At 68.9% G+C, this 23,478-nt stretch carries 27 protein-coding genes; 21 read left to right on the top strand and 6 right to left on the bottom strand.

Annotated features, from left to right (window positions below; translation table 11 throughout):
• The first annotated feature begins 80 nt into the window (after window positions 1-80).
• The 5 genes from VGB24_RS22995 to VGB24_RS22975 all read left to right on the top strand — a co-directional run bounded on the left by VGB24_RS22995 (window position 81) and on the right by VGB24_RS22975 (window position 3,904).
• Window positions 81-263 (top strand): hypothetical protein, encoded by a 183-nt coding sequence (locus VGB24_RS22995; RefSeq protein WP_331075265.1) that lies wholly within the window; start codon window positions 81-83, stop codon window positions 261-263.
• The gene (locus VGB24_RS22990) at window positions 260-916 is read left to right on the top strand and encodes a hypothetical protein (RefSeq protein ID WP_331075264.1); all 657 of its coding nucleotides are present in this window, start codon (window positions 260-262) and stop codon (window positions 914-916) included. The genes VGB24_RS22995 and VGB24_RS22990 overlap by 4 nt, the downstream gene beginning before the upstream one ends.
• Before the next feature lie 85 nt (window positions 917-1,001).
• The gene (locus tag VGB24_RS22985) at window positions 1,002-1,217 is read left to right on the top strand and encodes a hypothetical protein (protein ID WP_331075263.1); all 216 of its coding nucleotides are present in this window, start codon (window positions 1,002-1,004) and stop codon (window positions 1,215-1,217) included.
• A gap of 169 nt (window positions 1,218-1,386) precedes the next feature.
• On the top strand, window positions 1,387-3,057 hold the full coding sequence (locus VGB24_RS22980; protein ID WP_331075262.1) for an electron-transfer flavoprotein:ubiquinone oxidoreductase: 1,671 nt from the start codon (window positions 1,387-1,389) through the stop codon (window positions 3,055-3,057).
• Between the two features lie 202 nt (window positions 3,058-3,259).
• Window positions 3,260-3,904 carry a class I SAM-dependent methyltransferase gene (locus tag VGB24_RS22975; protein WP_331075261.1) on the top strand — a complete coding sequence of 215 codons (645 nt, stop codon included), beginning with the start codon at window positions 3,260-3,262 and terminating at the stop codon, window positions 3,902-3,904.
• 19 nt (window positions 3,905-3,923) lie between these two features.
• Here the strand turns inward: VGB24_RS22975 and VGB24_RS22970 are convergent, their stop codons facing one another.
• Complete coding sequence (locus tag VGB24_RS22970) at window positions 3,924-4,136, bottom strand: hypothetical protein (protein WP_331075260.1); 213 nt, start codon at window positions 4,134-4,136, stop codon at window positions 3,924-3,926.
• A complete protein-coding gene (locus tag VGB24_RS22965) occupies window positions 4,129-4,614 on the bottom strand; it encodes a type II toxin-antitoxin system VapC family toxin (protein WP_331075259.1) in 486 nt (161 codons plus the stop codon). Before VGB24_RS22965 ends, VGB24_RS22970 begins: the two co-directional genes overlap by 8 nt.
• A gap of 234 nt (window positions 4,615-4,848) precedes the next feature.
• Between VGB24_RS22965 and VGB24_RS22960 the strand changes: the two genes are divergently transcribed.
• The gene (locus tag VGB24_RS22960) at window positions 4,849-6,294 is read left to right on the top strand and encodes a DEAD/DEAH box helicase (RefSeq protein WP_331075258.1); all 1,446 of its coding nucleotides are present in this window, start codon (window positions 4,849-4,851) and stop codon (window positions 6,292-6,294) included.
• A 160-nt stretch (window positions 6,295-6,454) separates the two neighbouring features.
• Here the strand turns inward: VGB24_RS22960 and VGB24_RS22955 are convergent, their stop codons facing one another.
• A complete protein-coding gene (locus tag VGB24_RS22955) occupies window positions 6,455-7,453 on the bottom strand; it encodes a rod shape-determining protein (protein ID WP_331075257.1) in 999 nt (332 codons plus the stop codon).
• A 199-nt stretch (window positions 7,454-7,652) separates the two neighbouring features.
• Here VGB24_RS22955 and VGB24_RS22950 point away from each other — a divergent pair, with 199 nt between their 5' ends.
• The 11 genes from VGB24_RS22950 (at window position 7,653) to VGB24_RS22900 (ending at window position 16,358) form a co-directional block, all read left to right on the top strand.
• A complete protein-coding gene (locus tag VGB24_RS22950) occupies window positions 7,653-8,699 on the top strand; it encodes an MBL fold metallo-hydrolase (protein ID WP_331075256.1) in 1,047 nt (348 codons plus the stop codon).
• Window positions 8,700-8,819: 120 nt separating this feature from the next.
• Window positions 8,820-10,184 carry an allantoinase AllB gene (gene allB / locus VGB24_RS22945; protein WP_331075255.1) on the top strand — a complete coding sequence of 455 codons (1,365 nt, stop codon included), beginning with the start codon at window positions 8,820-8,822 and terminating at the stop codon, window positions 10,182-10,184.
• A complete protein-coding gene (gene alc / locus VGB24_RS22940; RefSeq protein ID WP_331075254.1) occupies window positions 10,181-11,182 on the top strand; it encodes an allantoicase in 1,002 nt (333 codons plus the stop codon). Before allB ends, alc begins: the two co-directional genes overlap by 4 nt.
• Window positions 11,179-11,688, top strand: coding sequence for a 2-oxo-4-hydroxy-4-carboxy-5-ureidoimidazoline decarboxylase (uraD, locus tag VGB24_RS22935; RefSeq protein WP_331075253.1), 510 nt, complete (start codon window positions 11,179-11,181; stop codon window positions 11,686-11,688). The genes alc and uraD overlap by 4 nt, the downstream gene beginning before the upstream one ends.
• 26 nt (window positions 11,689-11,714) lie before the next feature.
• Window positions 11,715-12,044 (top strand): hydroxyisourate hydrolase, encoded by a 330-nt coding sequence (gene uraH, locus VGB24_RS22930; protein WP_331075252.1) that lies wholly within the window; start codon window positions 11,715-11,717, stop codon window positions 12,042-12,044.
• A 13-nt stretch (window positions 12,045-12,057) separates the two neighbouring features.
• Entirely contained in the window at window positions 12,058-13,254 is a 1,197-nt protein-coding gene (locus VGB24_RS22925) for a urate hydroxylase PuuD (RefSeq protein WP_331075251.1), read from the top strand.
• Window positions 13,255-13,303: 49 nt separating this feature from the next.
• Window positions 13,304-13,822 (top strand): hypothetical protein, encoded by a 519-nt coding sequence (locus tag VGB24_RS22920; protein ID WP_331075250.1) that lies wholly within the window; start codon window positions 13,304-13,306, stop codon window positions 13,820-13,822.
• A 33-nt stretch (window positions 13,823-13,855) separates the two neighbouring features.
• Window positions 13,856-14,929, top strand: coding sequence for a carboxypeptidase-like regulatory domain-containing protein (locus tag VGB24_RS22915; RefSeq protein ID WP_331075249.1), 1,074 nt, complete (start codon window positions 13,856-13,858; stop codon window positions 14,927-14,929).
• A 43-nt stretch (window positions 14,930-14,972) separates the two neighbouring features.
• Window positions 14,973-15,296, top strand: coding sequence for a helix-turn-helix domain-containing protein (locus tag VGB24_RS22910; protein WP_331075248.1), 324 nt, complete (start codon window positions 14,973-14,975; stop codon window positions 15,294-15,296).
• 68 nt (window positions 15,297-15,364) lie between these two features.
• Window positions 15,365-15,952, top strand: coding sequence for a GNAT family N-acetyltransferase (locus VGB24_RS22905; RefSeq protein WP_331075247.1), 588 nt, complete (start codon window positions 15,365-15,367; stop codon window positions 15,950-15,952).
• A 157-nt stretch (window positions 15,953-16,109) separates the two neighbouring features.
• Window positions 16,110-16,358, top strand: coding sequence for a hypothetical protein (locus VGB24_RS22900; RefSeq protein WP_331075246.1), 249 nt, complete (start codon window positions 16,110-16,112; stop codon window positions 16,356-16,358).
• Window positions 16,359-16,703: 345 nt separating this feature from the next.
• On the opposite strand, the gene VGB24_RS22895 is transcribed toward VGB24_RS22900, so the two are convergent.
• Both VGB24_RS22895 and VGB24_RS22890 read right to left on the bottom strand, forming a co-directional pair.
• Window positions 16,704-18,029, bottom strand: a complete 1,326-nt coding sequence (locus VGB24_RS22895; RefSeq protein WP_331075245.1) for a DUF6986 family protein — start codon at window positions 18,027-18,029, stop codon at window positions 16,704-16,706.
• A gap of 37 nt (window positions 18,030-18,066) precedes the next feature.
• Window positions 18,067-18,636: a nucleoside deaminase gene (locus VGB24_RS22890; protein WP_331075244.1), complete on the bottom strand. Its 570-nt coding sequence runs from the start codon at window positions 18,634-18,636 to the stop codon at window positions 18,067-18,069.
• A 216-nt stretch (window positions 18,637-18,852) separates the two neighbouring features.
• On the opposite strand from VGB24_RS22890, the gene VGB24_RS22885 reads away from it, so the two are divergent.
• The 4 genes from VGB24_RS22885 (at window position 18,853) to VGB24_RS22870 (ending at window position 22,706) form a co-directional block, all read left to right on the top strand.
• Window positions 18,853-20,928, top strand: a complete 2,076-nt coding sequence (locus VGB24_RS22885) for a xanthine dehydrogenase family protein molybdopterin-binding subunit (protein WP_331075243.1) — start codon at window positions 18,853-18,855, stop codon at window positions 20,926-20,928.
• The gene (locus VGB24_RS22880; protein ID WP_331075242.1) at window positions 20,913-21,335 is read left to right on the top strand and encodes a (2Fe-2S)-binding protein; all 423 of its coding nucleotides are present in this window, start codon (window positions 20,913-20,915) and stop codon (window positions 21,333-21,335) included. Before VGB24_RS22885 ends, VGB24_RS22880 begins: the two co-directional genes overlap by 16 nt.
• The gene (locus VGB24_RS22875; RefSeq protein ID WP_331075241.1) at window positions 21,332-22,153 is read left to right on the top strand and encodes a xanthine dehydrogenase family protein subunit M; all 822 of its coding nucleotides are present in this window, start codon (window positions 21,332-21,334) and stop codon (window positions 22,151-22,153) included. The genes VGB24_RS22880 and VGB24_RS22875 overlap by 4 nt, the downstream gene beginning before the upstream one ends.
• Window positions 22,154-22,229: 76 nt before the next feature.
• The gene (locus VGB24_RS22870; RefSeq protein WP_331075240.1) at window positions 22,230-22,706 is read left to right on the top strand and encodes a hypothetical protein; all 477 of its coding nucleotides are present in this window, start codon (window positions 22,230-22,232) and stop codon (window positions 22,704-22,706) included.
• A gap of 156 nt (window positions 22,707-22,862) precedes the next feature.
• On the opposite strand, the gene VGB24_RS22865 is transcribed toward VGB24_RS22870, so the two are convergent.
• Window positions 22,863-23,474 carry a hypothetical protein gene (locus tag VGB24_RS22865; RefSeq protein WP_331075239.1) on the bottom strand — a complete coding sequence of 204 codons (612 nt, stop codon included), beginning with the start codon at window positions 23,472-23,474 and terminating at the stop codon, window positions 22,863-22,865.
• Between the last annotated feature and the right edge of the window lie 4 nt (window positions 23,475-23,478).

Below are 23,478 nucleotides of genomic sequence, written 5' to 3'. Positions count from 1 at the left end.
GTAACGTTCGTCCAGATCCTTGTGTGGGCGGGGCCATAAGTATACATTGTGAACAGCCGCCAACCAGCCGAGGAGAACCTATGCCGAAGCCCACGCGCAAGCCGCGCCTGCGCACCATCCAGCCGCCGCACCCGAGCGACAAGTTCACGCTTGAAGAAGTGATGGAAGCGTGGCGCCAGGTGGAAGAACGCCTTGCGGCCCGTAAGAGAGCCGAGGAGACCGGGCCGTCCCACCAGGCGCGCGATGGAGCGGTGGGCGAATGACGCGTACCTACGAGAACAGCGTTTTCATCAACTGCCCGTTCGACCCCGCGTACCGGCCTCTCCTGGAGGCCGCCGCGTTTGCGACCTACGACTGTGGGTTCTTCCCGCGCGCCTCGCTGGAGGTCGACGACAGCAGCCAGGTGCGGATAGAAAAGATCACGACGATCATCCGGGAATGCCGCCTGGCCATCCACGACATCTCGCGCACCGAACTTGATGCGGCGACGCAGCTTCCGAGGTTCAACATGCCACTGGAGCTGGGGATCTTCCTGGGCGCGAAGTCGTTCGGAGCGAAGCTGCACCGGCGCAAGGCGGCCATCGTCCTCGATACCGAGCCGTATCGGTACCAGAAGTTCATCTCGGACATCGCCGGACAGGACATCCGGTCGCACGGCAGCCAAACCACGGAGGTGATCCGGCAGGTGCGCGACTTCCTGGCGACGCACTGCGACCCGGAGATCGTGCTCCCCGGCGGGGACAAGATCGCGGAACGGTACACGGCGTTCCGGGAAGGCGCGCGGCTCACGTGCTCGAAATTCCACCTGGATGCCGATCACCTCACGTTCCGGGATCTCACCATGGTGATCGTCGGGTGGCTGCGCCGGCACCCGCTCTCCATGCCCCCCGCAATCCCGTCGGAGGTAGCCGCATAAACCGTGTTCTCGCAGTGACTTGCAAATGCCGCGGCCCGGTCCCTGCATAGGAGGCGGAAACACGAGCGACGACAACCCGGACTGGATGACGGAAAAGATGCGGAACTATCGATTGATCCCGACCCTCGCGCTGATGGCCGCGATGTCGGTGCTGGCTTGCGGGGAAAGCGGCGGCGGAACGAAGGCGCAGGGCGGCGACGCCGACAACCAGGCGGCGGGCTACGCGCCCGAGCAGGAGCAGGGGACGGCGGTGAACGACACCTCGCCCCACCGCCCCGCCACGCCCGGCCAGCAGCCCTGACCCACGCGGCACGCCTCCGTCCTGACGCATCCACCCCCTGGCACGTTGCCCGTGCCAGGGGGTGGCGAGCGTCTGGCGGTGATGCGCCACAGCCTTTGCGGCGGGGGAGCACAGCCCGTATAATCCGCCGCGACGGAGCGTTAGTTCACCTCATATCGCCAGAAGAACCATGGCCGACGCCGCACGCGGGACCGTTCTCCCCGTCCGCCACCAGCCCCCGCTGCCGCGCGAGCGGCTGATCGTTTCCGACGCCCCCGACGCCGAGGCGATCGAGATGGACGTCGTCATCGTCGGCGGCGGGCCGGCCGGGCTGGCGTGCGCCATCGAGCTGGCGCGGCTGGTTCAAAAGGACGGCGAAACGGGCGGCAGCCTGGGCGAAACGCAGATCGCCGTGCTCGACAAGGCCTCGGCGCTGGGCGAGCACAACCTGTCGGGCGCCGTCATCAATCCGCGCGCCTTCCGCGAGCTCTTTCCCGACCTGAAGGATGAGGACTTTCCCTTCCGCGACGCGGTGAGTAACGAGGCGGTGTACCTGCTGACGGAAACGGGGCAGTTCCGCATCCCCACGCCCCCGCCCATGCACAACCAGGGGAACTACACGGCCTCCATCTCCGAGGTCTGCCGCTGGCTGGGCGAGCAGGCCGAGGGGCTGGGCGTGAACATGCTCCCCGGCTTTCCCGTGGATTCGCTGCTGGTCGAGGGGCAGGCCGTCCGCGGCGTGCGCACCACGCCGGCGGGGCTCAAGCGCGACGGCACCCCCGGCCCCGGCGCGGAGCCCCCTACCGACGTCACGGCGCGCGTCACCGTGCTGGCCGAGGGCACGCGCGGGCCGCTGGGCCAGGCCTGGCGCGAGTGGCAGGGCGTGGCGTCCGAGAACCCTCAGATTTTTGCGCTCGGCGTAAAGGAGCTGTGGGAAACCAAGGTTCCGCTGGATCGCATCGTCCACACGCTGGGCTGGCCGCTGCCGCGCGACGCGTTCGGCGGCAGCTTCATGTATCCGCTGGAGCCCAACCTCGTGGCCATCGGCCTTGTGGTGGGGCTGGACTACAAGCAGACCACGCTCGACGTGCACGAGATGCTGCAGCGGATGAAGCTTCACCCGTTCTTCCGGAAGTACCTGGAAGGAGGCGAGATGGTGGAGTGGGGCGCCAAGACCATCCCCGAAGGTGGCTTCTTCGGGCTGCCGGGGCGGCTGCACGGCGACGGGCTGGTGGTGGTGGGCGACACGGCGGGCTTCGTGGACGTGCCCTCGCTGAAGGGCATCCACTACGCCATGCAGACCGGCATGTTCGCCGCGCGCGCCATCTTCGAGGGGCTGAAGAAGGGAGACACGTCGTCGTCCGCGCTGTCGTCGTACGACACGATGGTGCATGGCAGCTACGTGCGCGACGACCTGTACAAGAGCCGCAACCAGCGGCTGGCGTTCAAGGACGGCTTCTTCGTCGGCGGCGCCAAGGCGGCGCTGATGACGGTGACCGGCGGGCGCTTCCCCGGCGGCAAGATCAGCATGCACTCCGACGCTGAGGCGCCGCGCCAGGTGACGCCCGAGCAGCCGTTCACCCCCGACGGCAAGCTTACGTTCAGCAAGGTGGACGCGGTGTTCAAGGCGGGAAACCAGACCCGCGACGACATCCCCTCGCACCTGATCGTGGGGCAGGACATCAGCCCCGAGGTGGCGCAGCTGTACGTGCACCTGTGCCCCGCGGGCGTGTACGAGCTGAACGGCGACAAGCTGGTGGTGAACGCCCCCAACTGCATCGACTGCAAGGCCACCGACGTCATCGGCCCGCGCTGGACGCCGCGCGAGGGCGGAAGCGGCCCGGCGTACAAGAAGATGTGACCGTGGCGCCCAGTCGGTAGAGGAGCAAGCAGGCCGGAGTCTCTTCGCGAGACTCCGGCCTGCGTCGTCAGGGGAGCCACGTTCCGATCCGGGGACGCGCCACCCAGTCATCCCGCGACACCACAAGCCAGGGTCCGCGAAGGCGGATTTCGTGTGGTTGTTGCAGCGACTTCAGTCGCCCTCGCCCACGAGCCCGACCTCCATGCCCGACTCTCTCTCCAGTTCGATCCGCGGCGAGTACGACGGCGCCGCAACGGAGTACGACCGGCGCTGGGCCCGCTACAACCGCGCGAGCCTGGCATTGCTGCGCCCGTGGATTGCAGGACGCAAGCTCGGGCGGGTGCTGGACGTCGGCTGTGGGACGGGAAACCTGGCGGGCGCGCTCGCCGAGTGGGGCGCAGCAGTGGATGCGTACGTGGGGGTAGACCTGTCGCCAGCGATGCTGGACATCGCGGCGCCGAAGCTCGGGGCGGGCGGATGGCCGGGCGCCGCCGCCGCGGGAAGTGCGCTCGCCCTGCCGGTCGCGACGGCGTCGTTCGACACGGCCGTGTGCGCGTCGAACCTGCACTACTGGCCCGGTACCGGCGCTGGGCTTTCGGAAATCCGGCGAGTGCTCAGGCCAGGCGGCCGCCTGCTGCTGGTGGACTGGGACCGCGCGCCGCTCCGGATGCGCGTCTTGAACCTGTGGATGCGCCGGGCACTCCGGGTCGAGTACCAGCGCATGTACTCACGCCAGGAGATCCGCGCGTTGCTGCACGACACAGGCTTCCGGGTAGATCACGAAGCGCGCGGCGCGGCAGGGGTGATCTGGCGCCTTGCCGCGTTCGAAGCCGCGTCCATCCACTGAACGGCGAAAGCCTAAGACCTCACGCCGCTGACTTCCCGGGCTCACCCGGCTTCTGTGCCGCCAAGGCCTGCTGTTCGGGGGTCAGAATCAGTCGATCCGCAAATTGCTTCTCGTACCCGCTCAGGTACGCCCCGAGCTTCACGGGATCGTTGTCGAATTCTGCCCATAGCTGGCGGCGAATCGCGCGGACCTCCTCGAGCGCGTCGTCGACTTCCGTCCCCTCGTCAGACATCGTCCTCTCTCAGCATCAGGTGCTTCGGCGTTACAAGCTCAGGCACGTGCAATGTAAGGATCGTGTTGATTCGTCGAATGTGCAAGGCCTTTCTCGGATTGGCCAAGTGCCGCAAATCCCAAGTCACCATGAAGTCGCACCCGTGGTATGATGCCGCCGCGAGATGATAGGCGTCATCGGGGGGATTGGCCGGCATGAGCCTGTGCCGGATGTAGAACGACACGATCGCGGGTACGGGCGGACCGACGGACAGCAGGGGAAGATCCTTCAACAGCGACTTGCGCCGCGCTACCCGATCTCCAGTACCCCGGTCCAGTTCGGCTAGCACCTTGCTGCTCGTCACCAGTTGGTACTTGTCTGCCGCATCTGCCCACCACGCGTGCGTCCATGCCTGCCGCTCCACCATCTCGGGCGAGGTCCTGGTTTCGTAGTAGACGTTGGGAATCGTCGTTTCGACGTAGACGCGCGGCTTCGGCATGGCGCGAAGCTAACAGCGTCCAGATTGCCTCCGGAAGACCAAGCATGAAAGCGGCCACGTGGGTAGCGCGGTGTCCACCTGTGGCGCAAAACGGGCAGTATCGGCCAGCCCGCGACCTTTTTGGCGGAGCCGGGGTATGGAGCAATCGTAACGGACGGCGGGACTCTTCCCGAGCCCCGCCGTCTTCTTTGCCGTCCGGCACCATCGGGCGGCCTGACCGGATCCACGGAACGCATGTCCTTCGACAATCTCGGCCTTCACGCGACCCTTCTCCGCGCCGTCTCGGAGCTGGGCTACACTCGCGCCACACCCATCCAGGAACAGTCCATCCCATCCGCCCTGCAGGGGCGCGACGTGCTGGCCTGCGCCATGACGGGGAGCGGCAAGACGGCCGCGTTTGCTCTTCCGGTGATCCAGCGCCTGATGGACGGCCCGCGCCGCAAGACCCGCGCGCTGGTGCTGAGCCCCACGCGCGAGCTGGCGGCGCAGATCCACGAGCAGTTCGTGGCCCTGGGCAAGCACACCGGCATCCGCGCGGCCGCCGTGTTCGGCGGCGTGGGGATGAAGCCGCAGGAGCAGGCCTTTCGCGACGGCGTAGAAGTGATCGTCGCCACGCCGGGGCGCCTGCTTGACCACCTTCAGTACCCCTACGCGCGGCTGGACGGCGTGGAGATCCTGGTGCTGGACGAGGCCGACCGCATGCTGGACATGGGGTTCCTTCCCGACATCCGCCGCGTCCTGAAGCACGTGCCCACGCAGCGGCAGACGCTGTTCTTCAGCGCCACCATGCCGCCGCCCATCCACGCGCTTTCGCGTGACATGCTCAAGCAGCCCGCCACGGTGGACCTGCAGCGCAAGGCGGCGCCGGCCACGGGCATCAAGCAGGCCGTGTACCCCGTCTCGCAGGAGATGAAGGCGCACCTGTTCCTCGAGCTTCTGAAGCGCGGCGAGGTGGGCAGCGTGATCGTGTTCTGCCGCACCAAGCACCGCTCCAACCGGCTGTCGGACTTCCTGGACAAGCATGGCGTGCCCAACGCCCGCATCCACGGAAACCGCAGCCAGACGGCGCGTACCGACGCGCTGGCGGGCTTCAAGCAGGGCCGCTACCGCGTGCTGGTGGCCACCGACATCGTGGCCCGCGGCATCGACGTCGAGGCGCTGGAGCACGTGGTGAACTTCGACGTGCCGCACGTGCCCGAAGACTACGTGCACCGCGTGGGCCGCACCGCCCGCGCCGACGCCACGGGCGATGCGTACACCTTCGTCTCGCCCGAGGAGGAGAGCGACCTGCGCGACATCGAGCGCGCCATCGGCAAGCAGCTGCCGCGCTTCACGGTCGAGGGCTTCGACTACCGCGCCAAGCCGGCCGAGCGCTTCGAGGTGCCCATCGCCGAGCGCATCGCCGAGATCCGCAAGCGCAAGTCCGAAGAGCGTGCCCGCGCCAAGGAAAAGGCCGAGCGCAAGGCGCAGCGCGAAGTGCAGGAAGCGTCGCGCGGGCCGGCCAGGAGCCCCGCCCGCCCCTCCGGCGACCGTGCCCCCCGCTCCGAGGGTGGACGCCCGTCGCAGCCGTCGCGCGGCGGAATGGCCGGCGTAGGCGGAGGCGGGGGCCGTCCCCAGGGCGGCCGCTCGCAGGGCGGACGCGGCGGCGGGCCTGGCCGTGGCGCACCTCGCCAGGGCTGAACTTCAGTGCGTTAGTGCGTGGAGTGCGTGAGTGCGGAATTTCTAACTGCATTTCACGCAGAGGACGCAGAGAACAGAAGGAGGACGCAGAGAAAAGATGGTTTTTTCTCTGCGTCCTCTATTTTTACTCTGCGACCTCTGCGTGAAACTCTTTCAGGTCTTACGGCTGCAGCACACCCTGGTACAGCTCCAGGTCTTCCAGCACGCGGGCGGCGCCGCGGACCACGCAGGTGAGGGGCTGCTCGTCCAGGTGGATGGGCAGCCCCGTTTCGCGCTGCAGCAGCCGGCCCAGGCCGCGCAGCTGCGCGCCGCCACCCGTCATCACGATTCCCGCGTCGATGATGTCGGACGACAGCTCAGGGGGCGTGCTTTCCAGCGCGCGGCGTACCGCGGCGACGATGGCGGCGACGGGCTCCTGGATGCACTCGCGGATTTCCACCGAGTTCACCCGCACCGACTTGGGGATGCCGTTCACCAGGTCGCGCCCGGTGACGTCCATCTCGCGCTCCTCGTCCAGCGGGAACGCCGAGCCGATCTGGATCTTCACACCTTCCGCCGTGGCCTCGCCGATCAGCAGGTTCCGGCTCTTGCGCACGTAGCCCATGATGGCTTCGTCCAGCTCGTTGCCGGCCACGCGGATGGACGCGTCGGCGACGATGCCCGAAAGGGCGATCACCCCGATCTCGCTGGTGCCGCCGCCCACGTTCACCACCATCGACCCGCGCGGCGACGTTACCGGCAGCCCCACGCCGATCGCCGCCGCCATGGGCTCGGAGATCAGGTTCACCTGGCGCGCTCCCGCCGCCAGCACCGCGGCCCGCACGGCGCGCTTTTCCATCTCGGTGATGCCGGACGGCACGCCGATCACCACGCGCGGCTTTACCCGGAAGAACCCGCGCGGCAGCACGCGCTCCAAAAAGTGGCGCAGCATCAGGTCGGCCATGTTCACGTCGGCGATCACGCCGTCGCGCATCGGCCGCACGGCCACGATGCCCTCCGGCGTGCGCCCCAGCATGCGCTTGGCCTCGAGCCCGATGGCGCGCACCTTTCGGGTGTCGCGGTCCACCGCCACCACCGAAGGCTCGTTCACCACCAGCCCCACGCCCTTCACCTCGATCAGCGTGTTCGCCGTTCCAAGGTCGATCGCGATGTCCGCCACTGCTGCTCCCCTGTGCGTCCCCGAACCGGGCGCGGCTCCCGCGCGGCCCCCTCCTCCGTACAATGTACCACGCGGAGAACGCTGGGGCGATAAGCTGCACCCGCATCAGTGCATATCCGGCACAATCCGGCGTGCGGCTTGCAACGAAGGTGGCGCCCTGGGATCGATGGTGGACGGATTCTCACGCGGGAGATGCACGATGACGGCGACGATGGAGCGGGTGTCGGGGAAGGAGCTGGAAAGGACGGAGTACCCGTCGTCGGGCAGGGCGCGCGAGGTGACGCCCGACCTGGCGTACCTGCGCACCGCGATCGTCAACGTGTTCCTGGCCGGCCCGCGCGGCGCGGGCGACCGCGGATGGACGCTGGTGGATACGGGCATCTACGGCTCGGCATCCGCCATTGCTACGGCGGCGGCGGAGCGCTTTGGACCCGACGCCCGGCCGCGCGCCATCATCCTTACGCACGGCCACTTCGACCACGTGGGCGCCGTTCGCGAGCTGGCGGAAACGTGGGACTGCGTCGTCTACGCGCATCCGCTGGAGATGCCCTACCTGACGGGCGACTCGCCGTATCCGCCGCCCGATCCCACGGTGGGCGGCGGCGCCATGGCGGCCATGTCGTTCCTGTATCCGCGCAAGCCCATCGACCTGGGTGGGCGGGTGCGCACGCTGCCGGCGGACGGGTCGGTGCCCGGGATGCCCGGCTGGCGATGTATCCACACGCCGGGGCACACCGCCGGCCACGTGTCGCTCTTCCGCGACGCCGACCGCACGCTGATCGCCGGCGACGCCTTCGTCACCACGCGGCAGGAGGCGCTGACGTACGTGATGGAGCAGACGCCCGAGGTGAACGGCCCCCCGATGTACTACACGCCCGACTGGCCGCGGGCGGAGCATTCCGTGCGCCTGCTGGCGGCGCTGGAGCCGGAGATCGCCGCGACGGGGCACGGCATTCCCCTGGGTGGGGCGCAGCTTCGCGACGAGCTGCGCACCCTGGCCGCCGACTTCCGCAACCGCGCCATGCCGGCCCGGGGCCGCTACGTAAACGAGCCGGCGGTGACGGACGAGCGCGGCCTGGTGTCGGTGCCGCCCCGGGCGATCGACGCGGACAAGGTGATGATCGCCGCGGGCGTGGCGTTCGGCCTGGGCATCCTGCTGGCCCGCGCCGCCCGCTCGCGCCGTGGCCGTCCGCGGCCCGCCGAGTACGACGGGTACGACGGGTACGAGGAGCCGGTGATCCTGTAGCGCGTCGGCAGATGTGACGATGCCCGCCTGCTCGGCCGAGCGGGCGGGCATCTCGCTTTCGTCTGGACGGCCGCTATCTTCAGCCCCTCGCTCGTCGTATCCCATCCGTTCCGCCACCCGATGCATCCTCCCGCCGACCTGGTCATCCGATCGAGCCGCGTGGTCCTGCCCGACGGCATGCGTCCCGCGGCGGTTCGCGTCTCCGCCAGCATCATCGCGTCCGTCGATGGCTATGACGATGCGCAGGGGGGGACGGTGGTGGACGTGGGGGACTCCATCGTCATGCCCGGGCTGGTGGACACGCACGTCCACGTGAACGAGCCGGGCCGGACGGAGTGGGAGGGATGGGAGACGGCGACGCGCGCGGCCGCGGCCGGCGGCGTGACGACGCTCGTCGAGATGCCGCTGAACAGCATCCCGGCGACCACCACCGTTCCAGCACTGACCGCAAAGGTGGCCGAGGCGTGGGGCAAGTGCAGCGTGGACGTGGGATTCTGGGGCGGCGTGGTGCCCGGCAACGTGGCGGACCTTCCCGCGCTGTGGGAGGCGGGTGTCTTCGGCTTCAAGTGCTTTCTCGCGCCTTCCGGCGTGGACGAGTTCCACCACGTCGAAGAGGCGGACCTTCGGCAGGCCATGCCGGTGCTGGCGGAGCTGGGGGCGCCGCTGCTGGTGCACGCGGAGCTTCCCGCCCCGCTCGAGCGCGCCGCGGCGTCCGTCGCCGGGATGGACCCGCGCAGCTATGCGACGTACGTCCGCTCGCGCCCGCCCGAGGCGGAGGTGGATGCGATCAAGCTGGTCATCCGCCTCTGTCGCGAGTTCGGGACGCGCGTCCACGTGGTGCACCTCGCGACGGCCGAGGCGCTCCCCCTGCTGCGGGCCGCTCGGTCGGAGGGGCTGCCGGTGACGGTGGAGACCTGTCCGCACTACCTGCACTTCGCGGACGACGACATCGCCGACGGGGCGACGGAGTTCAAGTGCGCGCCACCCATCCGGGATCGGCGAAACCAGCAGGGGCTGTGGGATGCGCTCGCGGCGGGCGACATCGACCTGGTGGCGTCCGACCACTCCCCCTGCCCACCGGAGATGAAGGGATACGAGGCGGGCGACTGGTTTACGGCCTGGGGCGGCATCGCCTCGCTGCAGCTGGGGCTTCCGGTGATGTGGAGCGCGGCCAGGGAGCGCGGAATGGGGCCGGAGCACATCGCCCGGTGGATGAGCGCGGCGCCGGCGCGGCTCGCGGGGCTGCAGGCGCGGAAGGGCGCCATCGCCCCCGGGCTGGATGCCGACCTGGTGGTGTGGGATCCGGACGGCCAGGTGCGGGTGAGCCCGGAGATGCTTCATCATCGGCACAAGCTGACGCCGTACGCGGGCGGCCTCTTTTCCGGCGAGGTGCTGGCGACGTACGTTCGTGGAGCCCGGGTGTACCACCGCGGCCGGTTCACCGCCGCACCCGCCGGGCGCCTTCTCCTTAGCGGCGACGCATGACGGATTTCCAGGACCTGCCCGATCTTGCCGCCGAGCGCCTGGGCGGCGCCGTGCTGCTGGCCAACGACGAGTTCTTCGCGCCCAAGGAAGGGCTGCTGAAGCCGGGCGCACCCGAGTGGCGCGAAGGCGAGTACACGGAGCGCGGCAAGTGGATGGACGGCTGGGAAACGCGCCGCCACTCACCCAGCCACGACTGGTGCATCGTTCGTCTGGGCACGCCGGGCATCGTCCGCGGCGTGGTGGTGGACACCAGCTTCTTCCGCGGCAACTACCCCGAGCACTGCTCCATCGAGGTGTGCGCCATCCACGGAACGCCATCACCCGAACACCTGGCGAGTGCAGCGGAGTGGACGGAGATCGTGCCGAAGTCGGCGCTGCAGGGCGACAGCCGCAACACCTTCCCGGTGTCGCACGAGGGGCTGGTCACGCACCTGCGGCTGAACATTTACCCGGACGGCGGTGTGGCGCGGCTGCGCGTCCATGGCGAGGTCGTTCCCCAGTGGACGAAGTTCGTGCGGCAGGGCGGAGAGGTGGACCTGGCGGCGCTGGAGAACGGCGGATGGGTGACGTCGTGCAGCGACATGTTCTTCGGCCACCGTCAGAACCTGATCCTTCCCGGGCGCTCGCTGTTCATGGGCGATGGATGGGAAACGCGCCGGCGCCGCGGCCCGGGATACGACTGGAGCATCATCCGCCTGGCCGCGCCCGGGCCTGTCCACCGGGTGGAGATCGACACCGACCACTTCAAGGGCAACCCGCCGGAGCGCTGCTGGATGGAAGGCATCCACCTCCCCGACGCGAATGCCGACGAGTTGGCCGATGCGTCCGCGCCCTGGACGATGCTGCTGCCCGAAACCAGGCTTCAGCCCCACGCCCGCTTCCGCTTCGAGGACCTGGACCCCATCGGCCCGGTGACGCACGTGCGGCTGAACATCGCCCCGGACGGGGGCATTGCCCGGCTGCGGGTGTTCGGCACCCTGGCCGACGCCCCGCGGTGACCCACCTGACGCGCCTGAACGAGCTGCCGCCCGCCGAAGCCGAGCGCGAGCTGCTCACCTGCTGCGGGTCGCGCGAGTGGGCGCGCCGCGTGGCAGGGTGCCGGCCGTACGCCGACGCCGCGGACCTCATGGAGAACGCGGACGGCGTGTGGCGCGCCTTGGACGAGGCAGACTGGCGCGAGGCGTTCCGCGCGCACCCCCGCATCGGCGAGAAGAAGGCGGATGCGGGGCAGACGGACCGCGAAAAGGCCTGGTCCGCCGGTGAGCAGGCGGGGATGGACGCCGCGGCGGCGCAGACACAGCAGGCGCTGGCGGAGGGTAACCGCCGCTACGAGGAGCGCTTCGGCTACATCTACATCGTCTGCGCCACCGGCAGGACGGCGGACGAGATGCTGAACCTGCTGACGGAGCGGCTTTCCAACGATCCCGCGGCGGAAATCCTCGTCGCCGCTGAGGAGCAGCGGAAGATCACCCGCATCCGCCTGGAAAAGCTGCTCTCCGATTGATCCGCTGACCCTTTCGCTTTCCTGAGATGAGCGCGATCACTACGCACGTCCTGGATACCGCCCGAGGCCGCCCCGCCGTCGGCGTGTCCATCCGCCTGGAACGCGGCTCCGAAGTGCTGGGCCGCGGCGAAACGGACGCGGACGGGCGCTTGCGCACGCTGCTCCCGGTTGACGCGGCGCTAAACGCGGGCGCCTACCGCCTGGTGTTCGACACCGGCGCCTGGTTCGCCGCGCAGGGGGTGGACGCGTTCTATCCTGAGGTCGCGGTGGACTTCACAGTCCAGGACGGTGCCCAGCACTACCACGTTCCGCTCCTCCTGAGCCCGTTCGGCTACTCCACCTACCGCGGCAGCTGACCGCATCCTTCCCATGAGCCCGCCCGTGCGCGAACTGCTGGACCTGGTGTTTCGTTGGATGCACCTGATCGCCGGGATCATGTGGATCGGCAACTCCCTGCTGTGGAACTGGCTCGACCGCAACCTGGAGCCCTCGAAGACGGGCAAGGAGGGGATTGCCGGCGAGATCTGGCTGCTGCACAGCGGCGCGTTCTACTTCATGGAAAAGGACCTGCGCGGGTGGGACCGCGACCGGCCGCTGCACTGGTTCAAGTGGCAGGCGTACACCACCTGGCTCACCGGCGCGGCGCTACTGGTGGTGGTCTACTACGCCAGCGGCGGCGCCCTGCTGATCGACCCCACCGTGCGCGAACTGTCGCCCGCGGCGGCCATCGGCATCGGCGCGGGGACCATCGTGGGCGGGTGGCTGGCGTACGACCTGTTCCTGGGCAGTGCGGTTTCGCGGATGGGGCGAATGGGCGCCGTCGCGGGGCTGGCGCTGGTGCTGGCCGTCGCCTTCGGGCTGACGCAGCTGTTCAGCGGGCGCGCGGCGTTCCTGCACGTGGGCGCGCTGCTGGGCACGCTGATGGCGGGCAACGTGTTCCGCGTGATCATGCCGGCGCAGCGGGTGCTGGTGAGCGCGGTGGAGCGCGGCGAGCGGCCGGACCCGGAGCCCGCCAAGCGCGCCAAGGACCGGTCCATCCACAACAACTACATGACGTTTCCGGTGCTGGTGCTGATGCTCAGCAGCCACTTTCCCGCCCTGTACGGGCACCGGTGGAACTGGCTGGTGCTGGGCATCCTGGTCGTCACCGGGGCCACGGTGCGCCATATCCTGAACATCCGCTTCGGCTGGCCCCGCTGGAAGCCCGCGCTCGCCGCCACCTTCGCCACGTCCCTCGGCCTCCTGGCCCTGCTGACCGCGCGCCCCGCGCAGAGCCGCGCATCCGCCAGTGCGGACGGCGGGCAGGTGAGCTTCGCGGAGGCGAACGCCGTCATCCAGAAGCGCTGCGCCGTCTGCCACTCGGCCGACGCGGCGGACCGCACCTTCGGCGTGGCGCCGGCGGGCGTGGCGTTCGATACCCCCGAGCAAATCCGGTCGCGCATGGACCGCATCCGCGCCCGGGCGGTGGAGACGCAGACTATGCCGCCCGCCAACAAGACGCACATGACGGCCGAGGAACGCGCCCTGCTCGGCCGCTGGATCGCCCAGGGCGGCCGGATCGACTGATCGAAAGCCCCCTGTTCATGTAGCCACACTGCAACTACGGTGAAAGGCCATGCGACGTAACCTGTACGCGGCGCTCGCCGCCATCGTTCTCACCGCCTGCGGCGACCCCTCTGGCAGCGGCGACCAGCAGGGACTTCTCCGGTTCAACTACACGGGAGCGCTCACCGGCAGCTACGTGGCGGAGGCGCCGGCGCAGGACACGTCCGGCACCGGCCCGTACGCGCTCGCGCGCCCGCACCTGGTTGGCTATGAGATCGAATCACGCAGCGCCTCCCCCATGGTGCGCGTCGGGATGATCACCGACCAGCGGGCAACCGGCGTCTACGAAGTTCAGCTAATCTGTGATATTTCGGACACGCGGCGGTGCGCCGCCGGCGCGATCGAGTTCCCCGCCGATCCGGCGACAGGCGTGCGGCAGCGATACGTCATGGTGGCGGGCACGGTGACCATCACCTCTGCGAACGCGCGCCGAATCCGCGGCACCTTCAGCGGCACCGCGGAACTGAACGTCGCGCGGCAGATCCAGGTCCAGAACGGCGAGTTCGACCTTCCCGTCCTCGGGCCATGAGCGGCAGCCGCTAACGCCTCACGACGTAACACGATGATTGACTCGCGGGCCGGTTCCACCCGCGCCTGGCTTCGGTGGCTGGCACTGATGCTCGCCGTCGGCGCGGCTCCGGGCGTGCACGCCCAAGTGCGTGGCCGGATCATCGACGAGGTGGCGCGGCCGGTCGCCGGGGCGAGCATCGAGCTCTGGGCCGCGAGGGAGCGCATATCCGGCGCAGAGTCGGATGCTGGAGGCGCGTTCAGCGTTGGGGCTCCAGCCGCAGAGGGCGCGCTGACCCTGACCGTGCGCCGGATCGGCTTCCGGACGCGGGTGATCGACCTCGCCTCGGCAGACACAATGCTGGTCGTCAGGATGGAGGCCGCGCCCGTGACGCTCGCGCCCGTCACGGCCACGGCGCGCCGGCGGATCTGCCCGCATCGCGACGACCCGCGCGCCCGCGCAGTGTGGGAGCGCATGCGGAGCCGCTACTGGCAAGAGGGCGCTGACTCGCTCCAGATCTTCGGCTTGATGGAAACGCACCGGGACACCGTTGCTCGCGCTGACATCGGAAGGCCCGGCCGCACGAGCATCGGCTGGACGTACGGATCCCTGCCGTGGGGGGCTGATCGATTCCTTCCCATCCAGGGCTACGCTCACCGAAGCAGCGGGTCGTTGGGCGATCGCACAACATTCTGGTGGTACATGCACCTGGATGCGGGCGACGCCCAGCACTTCACGCAGACGATGTTCGCGCGGATGCACACGCTGGCGTTCGTGCCGGGTGCGGCGGGCGAGACGGTGATCGGCTTCTGCCCGCGCGAGCGGCTGGGCGAAAAGGGGCAGATCGAGGGCACGCTGACGCTGCGCCCGGACACCACGCTGGCGCGCGCCCAATGGGTTTTCCGCACCCGCGAGCCGGTGGAAGACGCCGGCGGCGAGGCCAGCTATCTCCCGCCCGATCCCCACTTCCACTCCATCCTGCTCGCCGAAACCGCGCTCTTCTGGCGGAAGATTCCGCGCGGCGAGTACTACGTCGAGCACGAGCGGTACAGCGGCTATCGGTTCCTGGATGGCACCTTCTCGCCGCGCGCCGTCGTCGACACGGCACAGCGTCAGCACACGCCCTGACCGTCTCAATCGCTTCGCCGGTGAGGAAGGAAGGTTACGAGTGATGGAGCGAATCGAAGTACATGAAAGCAGTGGAAATGTCTTCACCGATCTAGGACTGCCGGATGCCGAGGAGCGTTACGCCAAAGCCCTGATCTCTCGCACGATCGCAAAGGAGATCGACGCGCGCGGACTTACACAGGCGGAAGCTGCGGAGTTGCTTGGAACCACCCAGCCGAAAGTGTCCGCCGTGGTGCGGGGACAGCTTTCTGGCTTCTCGATGGACCGCCTGTTTCGATTCCTGACTGCGCTCGGAATGGATGTGCGCGTAGAAGTGCAACCTGCCGAAACCAACACCCAGGGCCATCTCCTCGTCTCGACGCGATAGGCCCATGCAGATCTGCCTGACCCGAGCGCCGGCACGAGCGCAACGCCAGCCGCGAGCACGCGTCCGTGATGGATGTTGAAATCTCAGAGGAGCCGATCGCCAGCCTCGGAGACTACGCCAGCGTCCCCATCGCGTTCGAGGTCGACTCGGCATTCCAGGTGCATCGCGAAGGCGAGCGCTTCGTGCTCTCCGAGGTGCCTGTTTCCTCCCCGTACATCAAGGACTACGACGCCATTCCGGGCGAGCATCCGTCCGAATGGGCGAGGCGATTCGATGTGTCGCGGTGGGGCGTGCTCGCTGCGCGGGCCGGCGGCAGGCGCGTGGGCGGAGCGGTGATCGCGTTCGACACGCCCGGCGTCGACATGCTGGAGGCGCGGCGCAACCTGGCCGTGCTCTGGGACATTCGCGTTGCCCCGGAAGCGCGCGGCAGCGGCGTGGGCGCGGCGCTCTTCCGGGCTGCGGAGGCGTGGGCGCAGGCGAGGGAGTGCCGCCAGCTCAAGGTGGAGACGCAGAACGTGAACGTGCCCGCGTGCAGGTTCTACGCGCGGCAGGGCTGCGTCCTCGCCGCGGTTGACCTCTCTGCCTATCCCGGGCTCCCCGGCGAAATCCAGCTGCTCTGGTACAAGGACCTCTCGCCCACTACGCACTTTTCGTAGGCTCGCACGTGCCCACCTGATGGTGTCCAGGCACGCCTGACTACCCCTGGATATTGCGTCCGAAAAGATGTGCGCGTATCCTTCCGAAGCCTGCCGCTCGTCCGGTGCGCGCGAAGCCGTTCGTGCGTGCGCCTCACCCCAAACCGAAGCGTTCCGGATGCGCAAGCTGAAGCTCGACCTGGATCAACTCACAGTGGCCACCTTCGAGACGAGTGAGGAGGCCGATCACCGTGGCACGGTGCTGGGCAACAAGACGCCCATTCCCAGCGAGCAATCATGCGACGACTTCTGCACGTACACGTGGGATGGCTACGACACCTGCGCCCACTCGTGGTGTGCGCAATCGTGCCACAACGGATGCGGCACGCTGCAGACGAATGAGTGCGGCGGCTGCCAGGTAGGGTAGCCGCTCTGCTCACCCTTAAGAAACGGAGCCCACCATGCGTAAGCTTAAGCTGAACCTGAACGAATTGTCCGTCGCGTCCTTCGAAACCGGTGAGGAAATTACCCACGGTGGCACTGTCATGGGCAACAAGACTCCGCCACCCACTGACGTTACGTGCTACACGCACGACGGCGGCTACTCGTGTGCGTACACCTGCAACTGCACGGGAGGATCGATGTGCGTGTCCCAACGGACGGACGCGTGTGGCGGCTGCGCGCCCGAAGATCCGTACTAACGCCCCGTGCTGATGAAAAAGCCCCGCTGGAGCGTGCTCCGGCGGGGCTTCGTCGTGTTCGGAAGCGGCGATCAGTGGTGGCCGATGATGTGGTGGAACGATCGGCTGGCCAGGTCGTCCGCGGACAGGCTGGTGCGCTCCCTGACCTCCGCCTCGTCGAAGGCGCCGCAGGCGATGCCGCGCAGGAAGTAGTTGAGCAGGCCCTGCCCGGCGTGGGGATCGTCGAAGCTCTCGCCGGCCTGGGCGGCTTTCGCCAGGAACCCGCGCAGGCGCGCCGCGGCGGCATCGCGGCCGGCCAGGAAGAAGGCGAACACGGCGGCGTAGCGCGTCGGCAGCTGCGCGGGATGAAGGTCCCACCCCTGGTAGAAGCCGTGCACCAGCGAGTGCTGCACGTCTTCGAAGTGCATCCGCCAGGCGCGGTGCACGGCGTCGCGGTTCTCGCGCGCCTGCCCGGGCGTGAGTGTGCCGCCCTCGTGCGCGGGGACGGGGAGCACGGCGGTGGATCCATCCGAAAGCCAGATCCCCGTGCCGGCGAACGCCACCTGCATGGTGTGGCGCGCAAAATCGCACGCCTTGTGGCGCATCCCCTGGTACGCGGCGGTGATCCCCACCCCCGACGTGTAGTCGTAGGTGCCGAAGTGCGCCCCGGTCAGCCGTCCGCGCGCGGCAGCCAGGAAGCCGGGAAGCGGGCTGCGCCCGTCCGCGCCAATGACGGCCTGCGGCACCTCGACCATCAGCTCAAACTTCAGCGCTCCCTCCGCCAATCCCAGGCGCGGCTCCAGCAGGTCCAGCACGTCGCAGAAGAACGCCGCCTGCTCGGGGATGGTCACCTTGGGCACCGTCAGTACGAAGCCGGCGGGGAGCCGCCCTCCGCTCGCCTGCAGCAGCGTGGTCAGGAACAGGTCCAGCGTTCGGATGGCGCGGCCGCGCAGCTCCTCGTTCGGCGGCTTCAAACGCAGGCCCACGTACGCGGGGAGCGTCCTGGCATCCATCCCGCGCGCCATCTCGCGTGCCGTGGTGACGGCGGTCTCGTCCTCCTCGGCGTCGGGGCGGCTGCCGTAGCCGTCCTCGAAGTCCAGCCGGAAGTCCTCCACCGGCTCGCGCTTCAGCTTATCGACCACACGCGAGTACAGCGCCTCCGCAAGCTCGTCCGCGGGCAGGCCGAGCGCACCCGCGAGCTCGGCCGCCGTGGGCGCGTACTCCTCCAGCGCGCACAGAGCCAAGCGGCCGTGCTCTACCGCGCTGTCATGGCGAAAGAACTGGGCGCCCGAGTAGACGGTGTGCACCGGCTGGCGGGCGCTCGTCTCGCCCGGGTAGCGCGCGGCGAACTCCAGGTTCGCCGGGCGCAGGCGAGCCTCGGCGGCCTCGAGGTCGGCAGGCCGGAGGGAGCCGTTCACGTACGCACTCCCGCACTAACGCACTCACGCACTGCAGTTACCCGTTGTAGATGATGCCCTTGCTCGTGCGATAGAGCTCGAGCACGGCGTTGGCCTCTTCGCGCAGAACGCCGTGGATGATCTCGATGCCGCGCGCCTCCAGGTACTGGTGCGATTCGGGAAAGACGGGGCCCTCCTCGAAGTTCAGCCGCCGGGCGTCGTCGCGGTGGGCGCCGCAGAGCACGCGGCGCACGCCGCTCCACAGCGTCGCGCCCAGGCACATGGCGCAGGGCTCGCACGAGGTCACCAGCTCGTACACGGGGCCATCGTCCGAGCGCAAGGTGAACGACGCCAGCCGCGCCTGCGCCATCATGAACGCCACCATCTCGCCATGGAGCGTGCAGTTGTTCAGGCGCACCACGCTGTTCATCCCCACGGCCACCAGCGCGCCCGTGTCCCGCTCGAAGATCGCCGCGCCGAAGGGCCCGCCCGTCTGCCGCACGACGTTCTCGCGCGAAACCTCGATGGCGAGCCGCATCTTGTCCTCGTCCGACGTGTAGCGGCGGTTCCAGTCGATCAGCGACTCTACCCAGTCGGGGTAGGAGATCTGGATGGGCGGGATGGTCATTCCGGCGCGTCGGGAAAGTGGAGGAGCGGTCGATGGCGTCATCCGTACCATAGCCGATGCCGGAAGTCAGGACAAGGAAAAGAAGGCCAGACCGCGGTTCGCGGTTGCGCTCGCATCGAAAACGCGTATTCGTTCCAGATGCACCTCAACTCATCCCCACCGCAGCAGGCCCGCATGACCCCAGCCGTCGGCCGGAGCGTATCGCGCAAGGATGGAATGGCCAAGACCCTGGGCACGGCCAAATACATCGACGACCTGAGCTTTCCGGGAATGCTGTACGGCCGGACCATCCGCGCCACCATCCCCAAGGGCCGCGTGCGCGCCATCCACCTGGACTTCGACCCGGCCGGGTTCACCATCGTCGACTACCGCGACATTCCCGGCCCGCAGTGCAACTTCGTCGCGCTGATCGAGGCCGACCAGCCGTTCCTGGTGTCGGACGAAATCAACCACGTCGCCGAGCCCATCCTGCTGCTGGCCCACGAGGACCGAGACGCGCTTCTCGCGGCCGAAGTGCGCATCGAGTACGACGAGGCCGAGCCCGTGCTGGACCCCGAGCAGTCTCCCACCGTCTTCAAGCACCTGCGCATCCGCAAGGGCGACCCGGAGGCGGCGATGGCCACGGCGGACGTCATCGTCGAGGGCACCTACCGCACCGGCCACCAGGAGCACGTCTACATCGAGACCAACGGCGTGATCGCCGTCCCCGAGAACAACGGGATCACGGTGTACGGCTCCATGCAGTGCCCGTACTACGTGCACAAGGCGCTCAAGGCCCTGCTGGTGCTCCCCGACGAGCGCGTGCGCGTGGTGCAGACCGAGACGGGCGGCGGTTTCGGCGGCAAGGAAGAGTATCCCAACATCCTGGCGGGGCACGCCTCGCTGCTGGCCCGGAAGTCCGGCCGGCCGGTGAAGATGGTGTACGACCGCGTGGAAGACATGATCGCCACCACCAAGCGGCACCCATCCATCATCCGCCATCGCACGGGGGTTATGAAGGACGGCCGGCTCGTCGCGATGGAAATCGACGTGCTGATGGACGGCGGCGCGTACGTCACGCTGAGCCCCGTGGTCCTGTCGCGCGGATGCATACACGCCGCCGGGCCGTACCGCTGCGACCACACGAGGATCGACGGGCGCGCGGTGATGACCAACACGCCGCCCAACGGCGCCTTCCGCGGTTTCGGCGCGCCGCAGACGCAGTTCGCCACCGAGGTGCACATGGACCGCATCGCCGAGACGCTGGGGATGGACCCCGCGGCGCTCCGCGAGCTGAACGCGCTGCGCCCCGGCGACACCAGCGCGACGGGCCAGGTGATGGGTGAGGACTGCAGCGCGGTGGAGGCCCTGCGCGCCGGGGTGGAGCGGTCAGACTACCACCGCAAGCGCGCCGAATACGCCGGATCCAACCGGGGCATCGGCCTGTCCCTCTTCTTCCACGGCTCGGGCTTCACCGGCAGCGGCGAGATCTACCTGGCATCGAAGGCGACGCTCGAGGCGACGGAGACGGGCGCCCGCATCCGCGTGGCCAGCGTGGAGATGGGCCAGGGCACGCGGACGATGCACGCGCAGATCGTCGCCGACGCGCTGGGCATTCCGTACGAGAACGTGGAGATCGTGCAGCCCGACACGCACCAGGTGCCCGACAGCGGCCCCACGGTGGCGTCGCGCACCTGCATGGTGGTGGGCAAGATCCTGCAGCGCTGCGCCGAGGAGATGCGCGAGCGGCTGGGCGAGATGACGCCCGGCGAGTACGTGCGCGAGCACGGCCCCCTTTCCATCACCAAGCAGTTCGAGAAGCCGGAAGAGATCTCCTGGGACGACACCGAGTACACGGGCGACGCCTACGCCGCGTACGGCTGGGGGTGCGACGTGGCCGAGGTGGAGCTGGACCCTGTCACCTACGAGGTGAAGCCGCTTCACCTGACCATCGTGCACGAGATCGGCAAGGCCATCCACCCGTCCATGGTAGTCGGGCAGATCGAGGGGGGCTCGGCGCAGGGCGTGGGCTGGGCGCTGAACGAGAACGTGGTGATGAAGAACGGGGGGATGGCCAACCCCACGCTGACCAACTACACCATCCCCACCACGCTCGACGCGCCGCGAATGGACGTCATCGTCCTCGAAAATCCGAGTGGATACGGGCCGTTCGGCGCCAAGGGCGTGGGCGAGATGCCCATCGACGGGCCCGCGCCCGCCGTCGTCAACGCCATCCGCCACCTGGGGCTGGACGTGCGCTCCATCCCCGCGATTCCCGAAACCATCATGGAGGTGGCATGCACTTCACGCTGAACGGCGCCGAGACGGAGGTCGACGCGCACCCCATGAAGCGCCTGCTGGACGTGCTGCGCGAGGAGTGCGGGCTGACGGGCACCAAGGAGGGGTGCGGCGAGGGGGAGTGCGGCGCCTGCACGGTGCTGGTGGACGGGCTTCCCGTCGTCTCCTGCCTCGTCCCCTTCGCCCAGGCGGCGGACGCGGAGGTGACGACCATCGAGGGGCTGGGCGGAACGCATCCCTACCAGCACGCCTTTGCCGAGTTCAGCGGCGCGCAGTGCGGCATCTGCACGCCGGGGATGATCCTGGCCGCCATCGCCCTGGGTCCTGACCCGTCGCTGGACGACATCCGCACCGGCCTGGCGGGAAACCTGTGCCGCTGCACCGGTTACGAAGCCATCTACCGGGCCATCCAGAACGCATGAAGACGGCGACCACCACGCTGGACCTGCGTCCAGCCCGCACGCTCGACGAGGCGCTTCGCATTCTTGCGGACGACGGGCCGCGCGTGCCCCTCGCGGGCTGCACCGACGTCTTCGTGAACCTGCACTTCGGCACCACGAGCGATCACCGGTTCATCAACATCTGGGGGCTGGACGAGCTGCGCGGGATCAGCGCGGACGGTGGCGTGCTGCGGCTGGGCGCGCTGACCACGTACACGGAGATGATCCGCTCCGACGTCGTCCGTGAGTGGCTTCCCGCGATGGTGGCGGCGTCGCGCGAGGTGGGCGGCGTGCAGATCCAGAACCGGGGGACGCTGGCCGGCAACATCGCCAACGGCTCCCCCGCCGCCGACAGCCTTCCCGTGCTCGCCGTGGCGGATGCCGTCGTGATCCTGCGCAGCTTGGACGGCGAGCGGCGGGTGCCGGTGAACGAGCTCTACACGGGCTACCGCGCGACCGTCATCCGCCCGGACGAGCTGATCCTGGCCGTCGAGGTGCCGCGGGTGGAGGGCACGCAGTGGTTCCGGAAGGTGGGGACGCGGGCGGCGCAGGCCATCAGCAAGGTGGTGATGGCGGCGGTGCGCGGGCCCGAGCCGCGCATCGCCTTCGGCAGCGTGGCGGCCACGGTGGTGCGGGTGCCGGAGACGGAGCGGTGCCTGGCGGCGGGCGGGTCCATCGACGAGGCGCAGCGGGTGCTGGAGGGCGAGATCACGCCCATCGACGACGTCCGCTCCACCGCCGCGTACCGCCTGCGCGTCGCCGGCAACCTGCTGCGCCAGTGGTGGCGCGAGACGGAGTGAGTGTCACTTTCGGCGGGGGAAAAACGTTCATGGGGCGTGTGTACGACGCAGATGAACACTTCTCCACCGACCGGCCATGAAGAACACATCCTCCCTGATCCTGATCTCCGCCCTGCTCGCCGGCGCCGCGTGCAACCGGCTGGACAACTTCTTCCCCGAGCCCGAGGCGGGGCGTCACGTGGGCATCGTAGAATGGTCCGCCAGCAACGTGCAGACCTTTGCGGATCCGGCGATGGGCGTGATCACCGCGCCCGACACGGTCACCGCCGGCGAGCCCTTCCAGGTGACGATCACCACCACGGGACCCAACGGGTGCTGGCGATCGGCCGGGGCGGAAAAGGCGGTGCTGGGCAACCTGGCTACCATCACCCCGTTCGACCGCGTGGAGGGCGAGGTCTGCACCCAGGCGCTCGTCAGGCTTCCCCGCTCCGTCGAGGTACGCTTCGATGTGCGCGGAGAGGCGGCGATCCGCGCGTACGGACGACGGGTGCTGGACGGCAACCTGAACGCCGCGACGGAGCGCACGGTCGAAAAGCGGATCATCGTCCGCTGATCCCCGGCCCCTCGGCTCCGTCCAGGAACGGCAGTTTCACGCAGAGGTCGCAGAGGGAAAAGAGAGGACGCAGAGGCTTGGGTCAGCCCTCTGCGTCCTCTCTGTCTTCTCTGCGTCCTCTGCGTGATACTCGTTCGGTTTTCCCGATCGACAGATTCAGCGCGGACCCGAACGGGGCTCGCTTCCGGGGGCTCCGGTGGGGCCTTCGCCCGGGCCACCACGCTCGGCCGACCGCTCGCGGCGCATGTTGCCGCCGTCCGGCGCGTTCATGCGGGCAGACATGCGGCCCAGGAGCACGCGGCCGGCGCGCACGTCGTGGCCCACGTCGATCAGCAGCAGCGTCAGGTCGCCCGCGCCCCACAGCATCGCCGAGAGCACGCCGCCCTGAATGACCTCGGCCAGCAGGTTCAGCGCCAGCTCCGGCCAGGCGGGCGCCTCGGACGACGCCTCGAACATCAACCCGGCCACCACCTCGGCGATGATGGCCACCAGCACGATCATCGCCACGATCTTGAACAGCCGCGCGATGTACTGCAGTCCGATGTACGGCTCGGTGTCTTCGGCGCGGATGGCGCCCGGGTCGCGCCGCAGCGCCGTGGGATCGCTGGGCTTCACCGCCGGGCGCGACACAAGGTCGTCATCACTCGGCACGTGCCCGCCCGTCAGGAAGTGCCCGTCGTTGGGCCCCCCCGCCGGAGATCCGCCCCCCGCCGCCCCGTGCCCCGTGGGTCCGCCGCCGATGGGCCCGCCCGCCTCGTCGTCTCGCATCGTC

Origin of the sequence: Longimicrobium sp., from assembly GCF_036399935.1 — a bacterium.
In the GTDB taxonomy this organism is placed as follows: domain Bacteria; phylum Gemmatimonadota; class Gemmatimonadetes; order Longimicrobiales; family Longimicrobiaceae; genus Longimicrobium.
This window is presented reverse-complemented; position numbering and strand designations above follow the sequence as displayed.

Bases quoted from the DNA above. Each gene is read 5' to 3' on its own strand.
- VGB24_RS22890 (WP_331075244.1), bottom strand. From the start codon at position 18,636: ATGACCATCCCGCCCATCCAGATCTCCTACCCCGACTGGGTAGAGTCG.
- VGB24_RS22900 (WP_331075246.1), top strand. From the start codon at position 16,110: ATGCGCAAGCTGAAGCTCGACCTGGATCAACTCACAGTGGCCACCTTC.
- VGB24_RS22960 (WP_331075258.1), top strand. From the start codon at position 4,849: ATGTCCTTCGACAATCTCGGCCTTCACGCGACCCTTCTCCGCGCCGTC.
- allB (WP_331075255.1), top strand. From the start codon at position 8,820: ATGCATCCTCCCGCCGACCTGGTCATCCGATCGAGCCGCGTGGTCCTG.
- VGB24_RS22910 (WP_331075248.1), top strand. From the start codon at position 14,973: ATGGAGCGAATCGAAGTACATGAAAGCAGTGGAAATGTCTTCACCGAT.
- VGB24_RS22995 (WP_331075265.1), top strand. From the start codon at position 81: ATGCCGAAGCCCACGCGCAAGCCGCGCCTGCGCACCATCCAGCCGCCG.
- uraH (WP_331075252.1), top strand. From the start codon at position 11,715: ATGAGCGCGATCACTACGCACGTCCTGGATACCGCCCGAGGCCGCCCC.
- VGB24_RS22920 (WP_331075250.1), top strand. From the start codon at position 13,304: ATGCGACGTAACCTGTACGCGGCGCTCGCCGCCATCGTTCTCACCGCC.
- VGB24_RS22915 (WP_331075249.1), top strand. From the start codon at position 13,856: ATGATTGACTCGCGGGCCGGTTCCACCCGCGCCTGGCTTCGGTGGCTG.
- VGB24_RS22865 (WP_331075239.1), bottom strand. From the start codon at position 23,474: ATGCGAGACGACGAGGCGGGCGGGCCCATCGGCGGCGGACCCACGGGG.
- VGB24_RS22950 (WP_331075256.1), top strand. From the start codon at position 7,653: ATGACGGCGACGATGGAGCGGGTGTCGGGGAAGGAGCTGGAAAGGACG.
- VGB24_RS22965 (WP_331075259.1), bottom strand. From the start codon at position 4,614: ATGCCGAAGCCGCGCGTCTACGTCGAAACGACGATTCCCAACGTCTAC.
- VGB24_RS22990 (WP_331075264.1), top strand. From the start codon at position 260: ATGACGCGTACCTACGAGAACAGCGTTTTCATCAACTGCCCGTTCGAC.
- VGB24_RS22885 (WP_331075243.1), top strand. From the start codon at position 18,853: ATGGCCAAGACCCTGGGCACGGCCAAATACATCGACGACCTGAGCTTT.
- VGB24_RS22875 (WP_331075241.1), top strand. From the start codon at position 21,332: ATGAAGACGGCGACCACCACGCTGGACCTGCGTCCAGCCCGCACGCTC.
- VGB24_RS22925 (WP_331075251.1), top strand. From the start codon at position 12,058: ATGAGCCCGCCCGTGCGCGAACTGCTGGACCTGGTGTTTCGTTGGATG.
- VGB24_RS22985 (WP_331075263.1), top strand. From the start codon at position 1,002: ATGACGGAAAAGATGCGGAACTATCGATTGATCCCGACCCTCGCGCTG.
- VGB24_RS22975 (WP_331075261.1), top strand. From the start codon at position 3,260: ATGCCCGACTCTCTCTCCAGTTCGATCCGCGGCGAGTACGACGGCGCC.
- VGB24_RS22880 (WP_331075242.1), top strand. From the start codon at position 20,913: ATGCACTTCACGCTGAACGGCGCCGAGACGGAGGTCGACGCGCACCCC.
- VGB24_RS22970 (WP_331075260.1), bottom strand. From the start codon at position 4,136: ATGTCTGACGAGGGGACGGAAGTCGACGACGCGCTCGAGGAGGTCCGC.
- alc (WP_331075254.1), top strand. From the start codon at position 10,181: ATGACGGATTTCCAGGACCTGCCCGATCTTGCCGCCGAGCGCCTGGGC.
- VGB24_RS22980 (WP_331075262.1), top strand. From the start codon at position 1,387: ATGGCCGACGCCGCACGCGGGACCGTTCTCCCCGTCCGCCACCAGCCC.
- VGB24_RS22870 (WP_331075240.1), top strand. From the start codon at position 22,230: ATGAAGAACACATCCTCCCTGATCCTGATCTCCGCCCTGCTCGCCGGC.
- VGB24_RS22905 (WP_331075247.1), top strand. From the start codon at position 15,365: ATGGATGTTGAAATCTCAGAGGAGCCGATCGCCAGCCTCGGAGACTAC.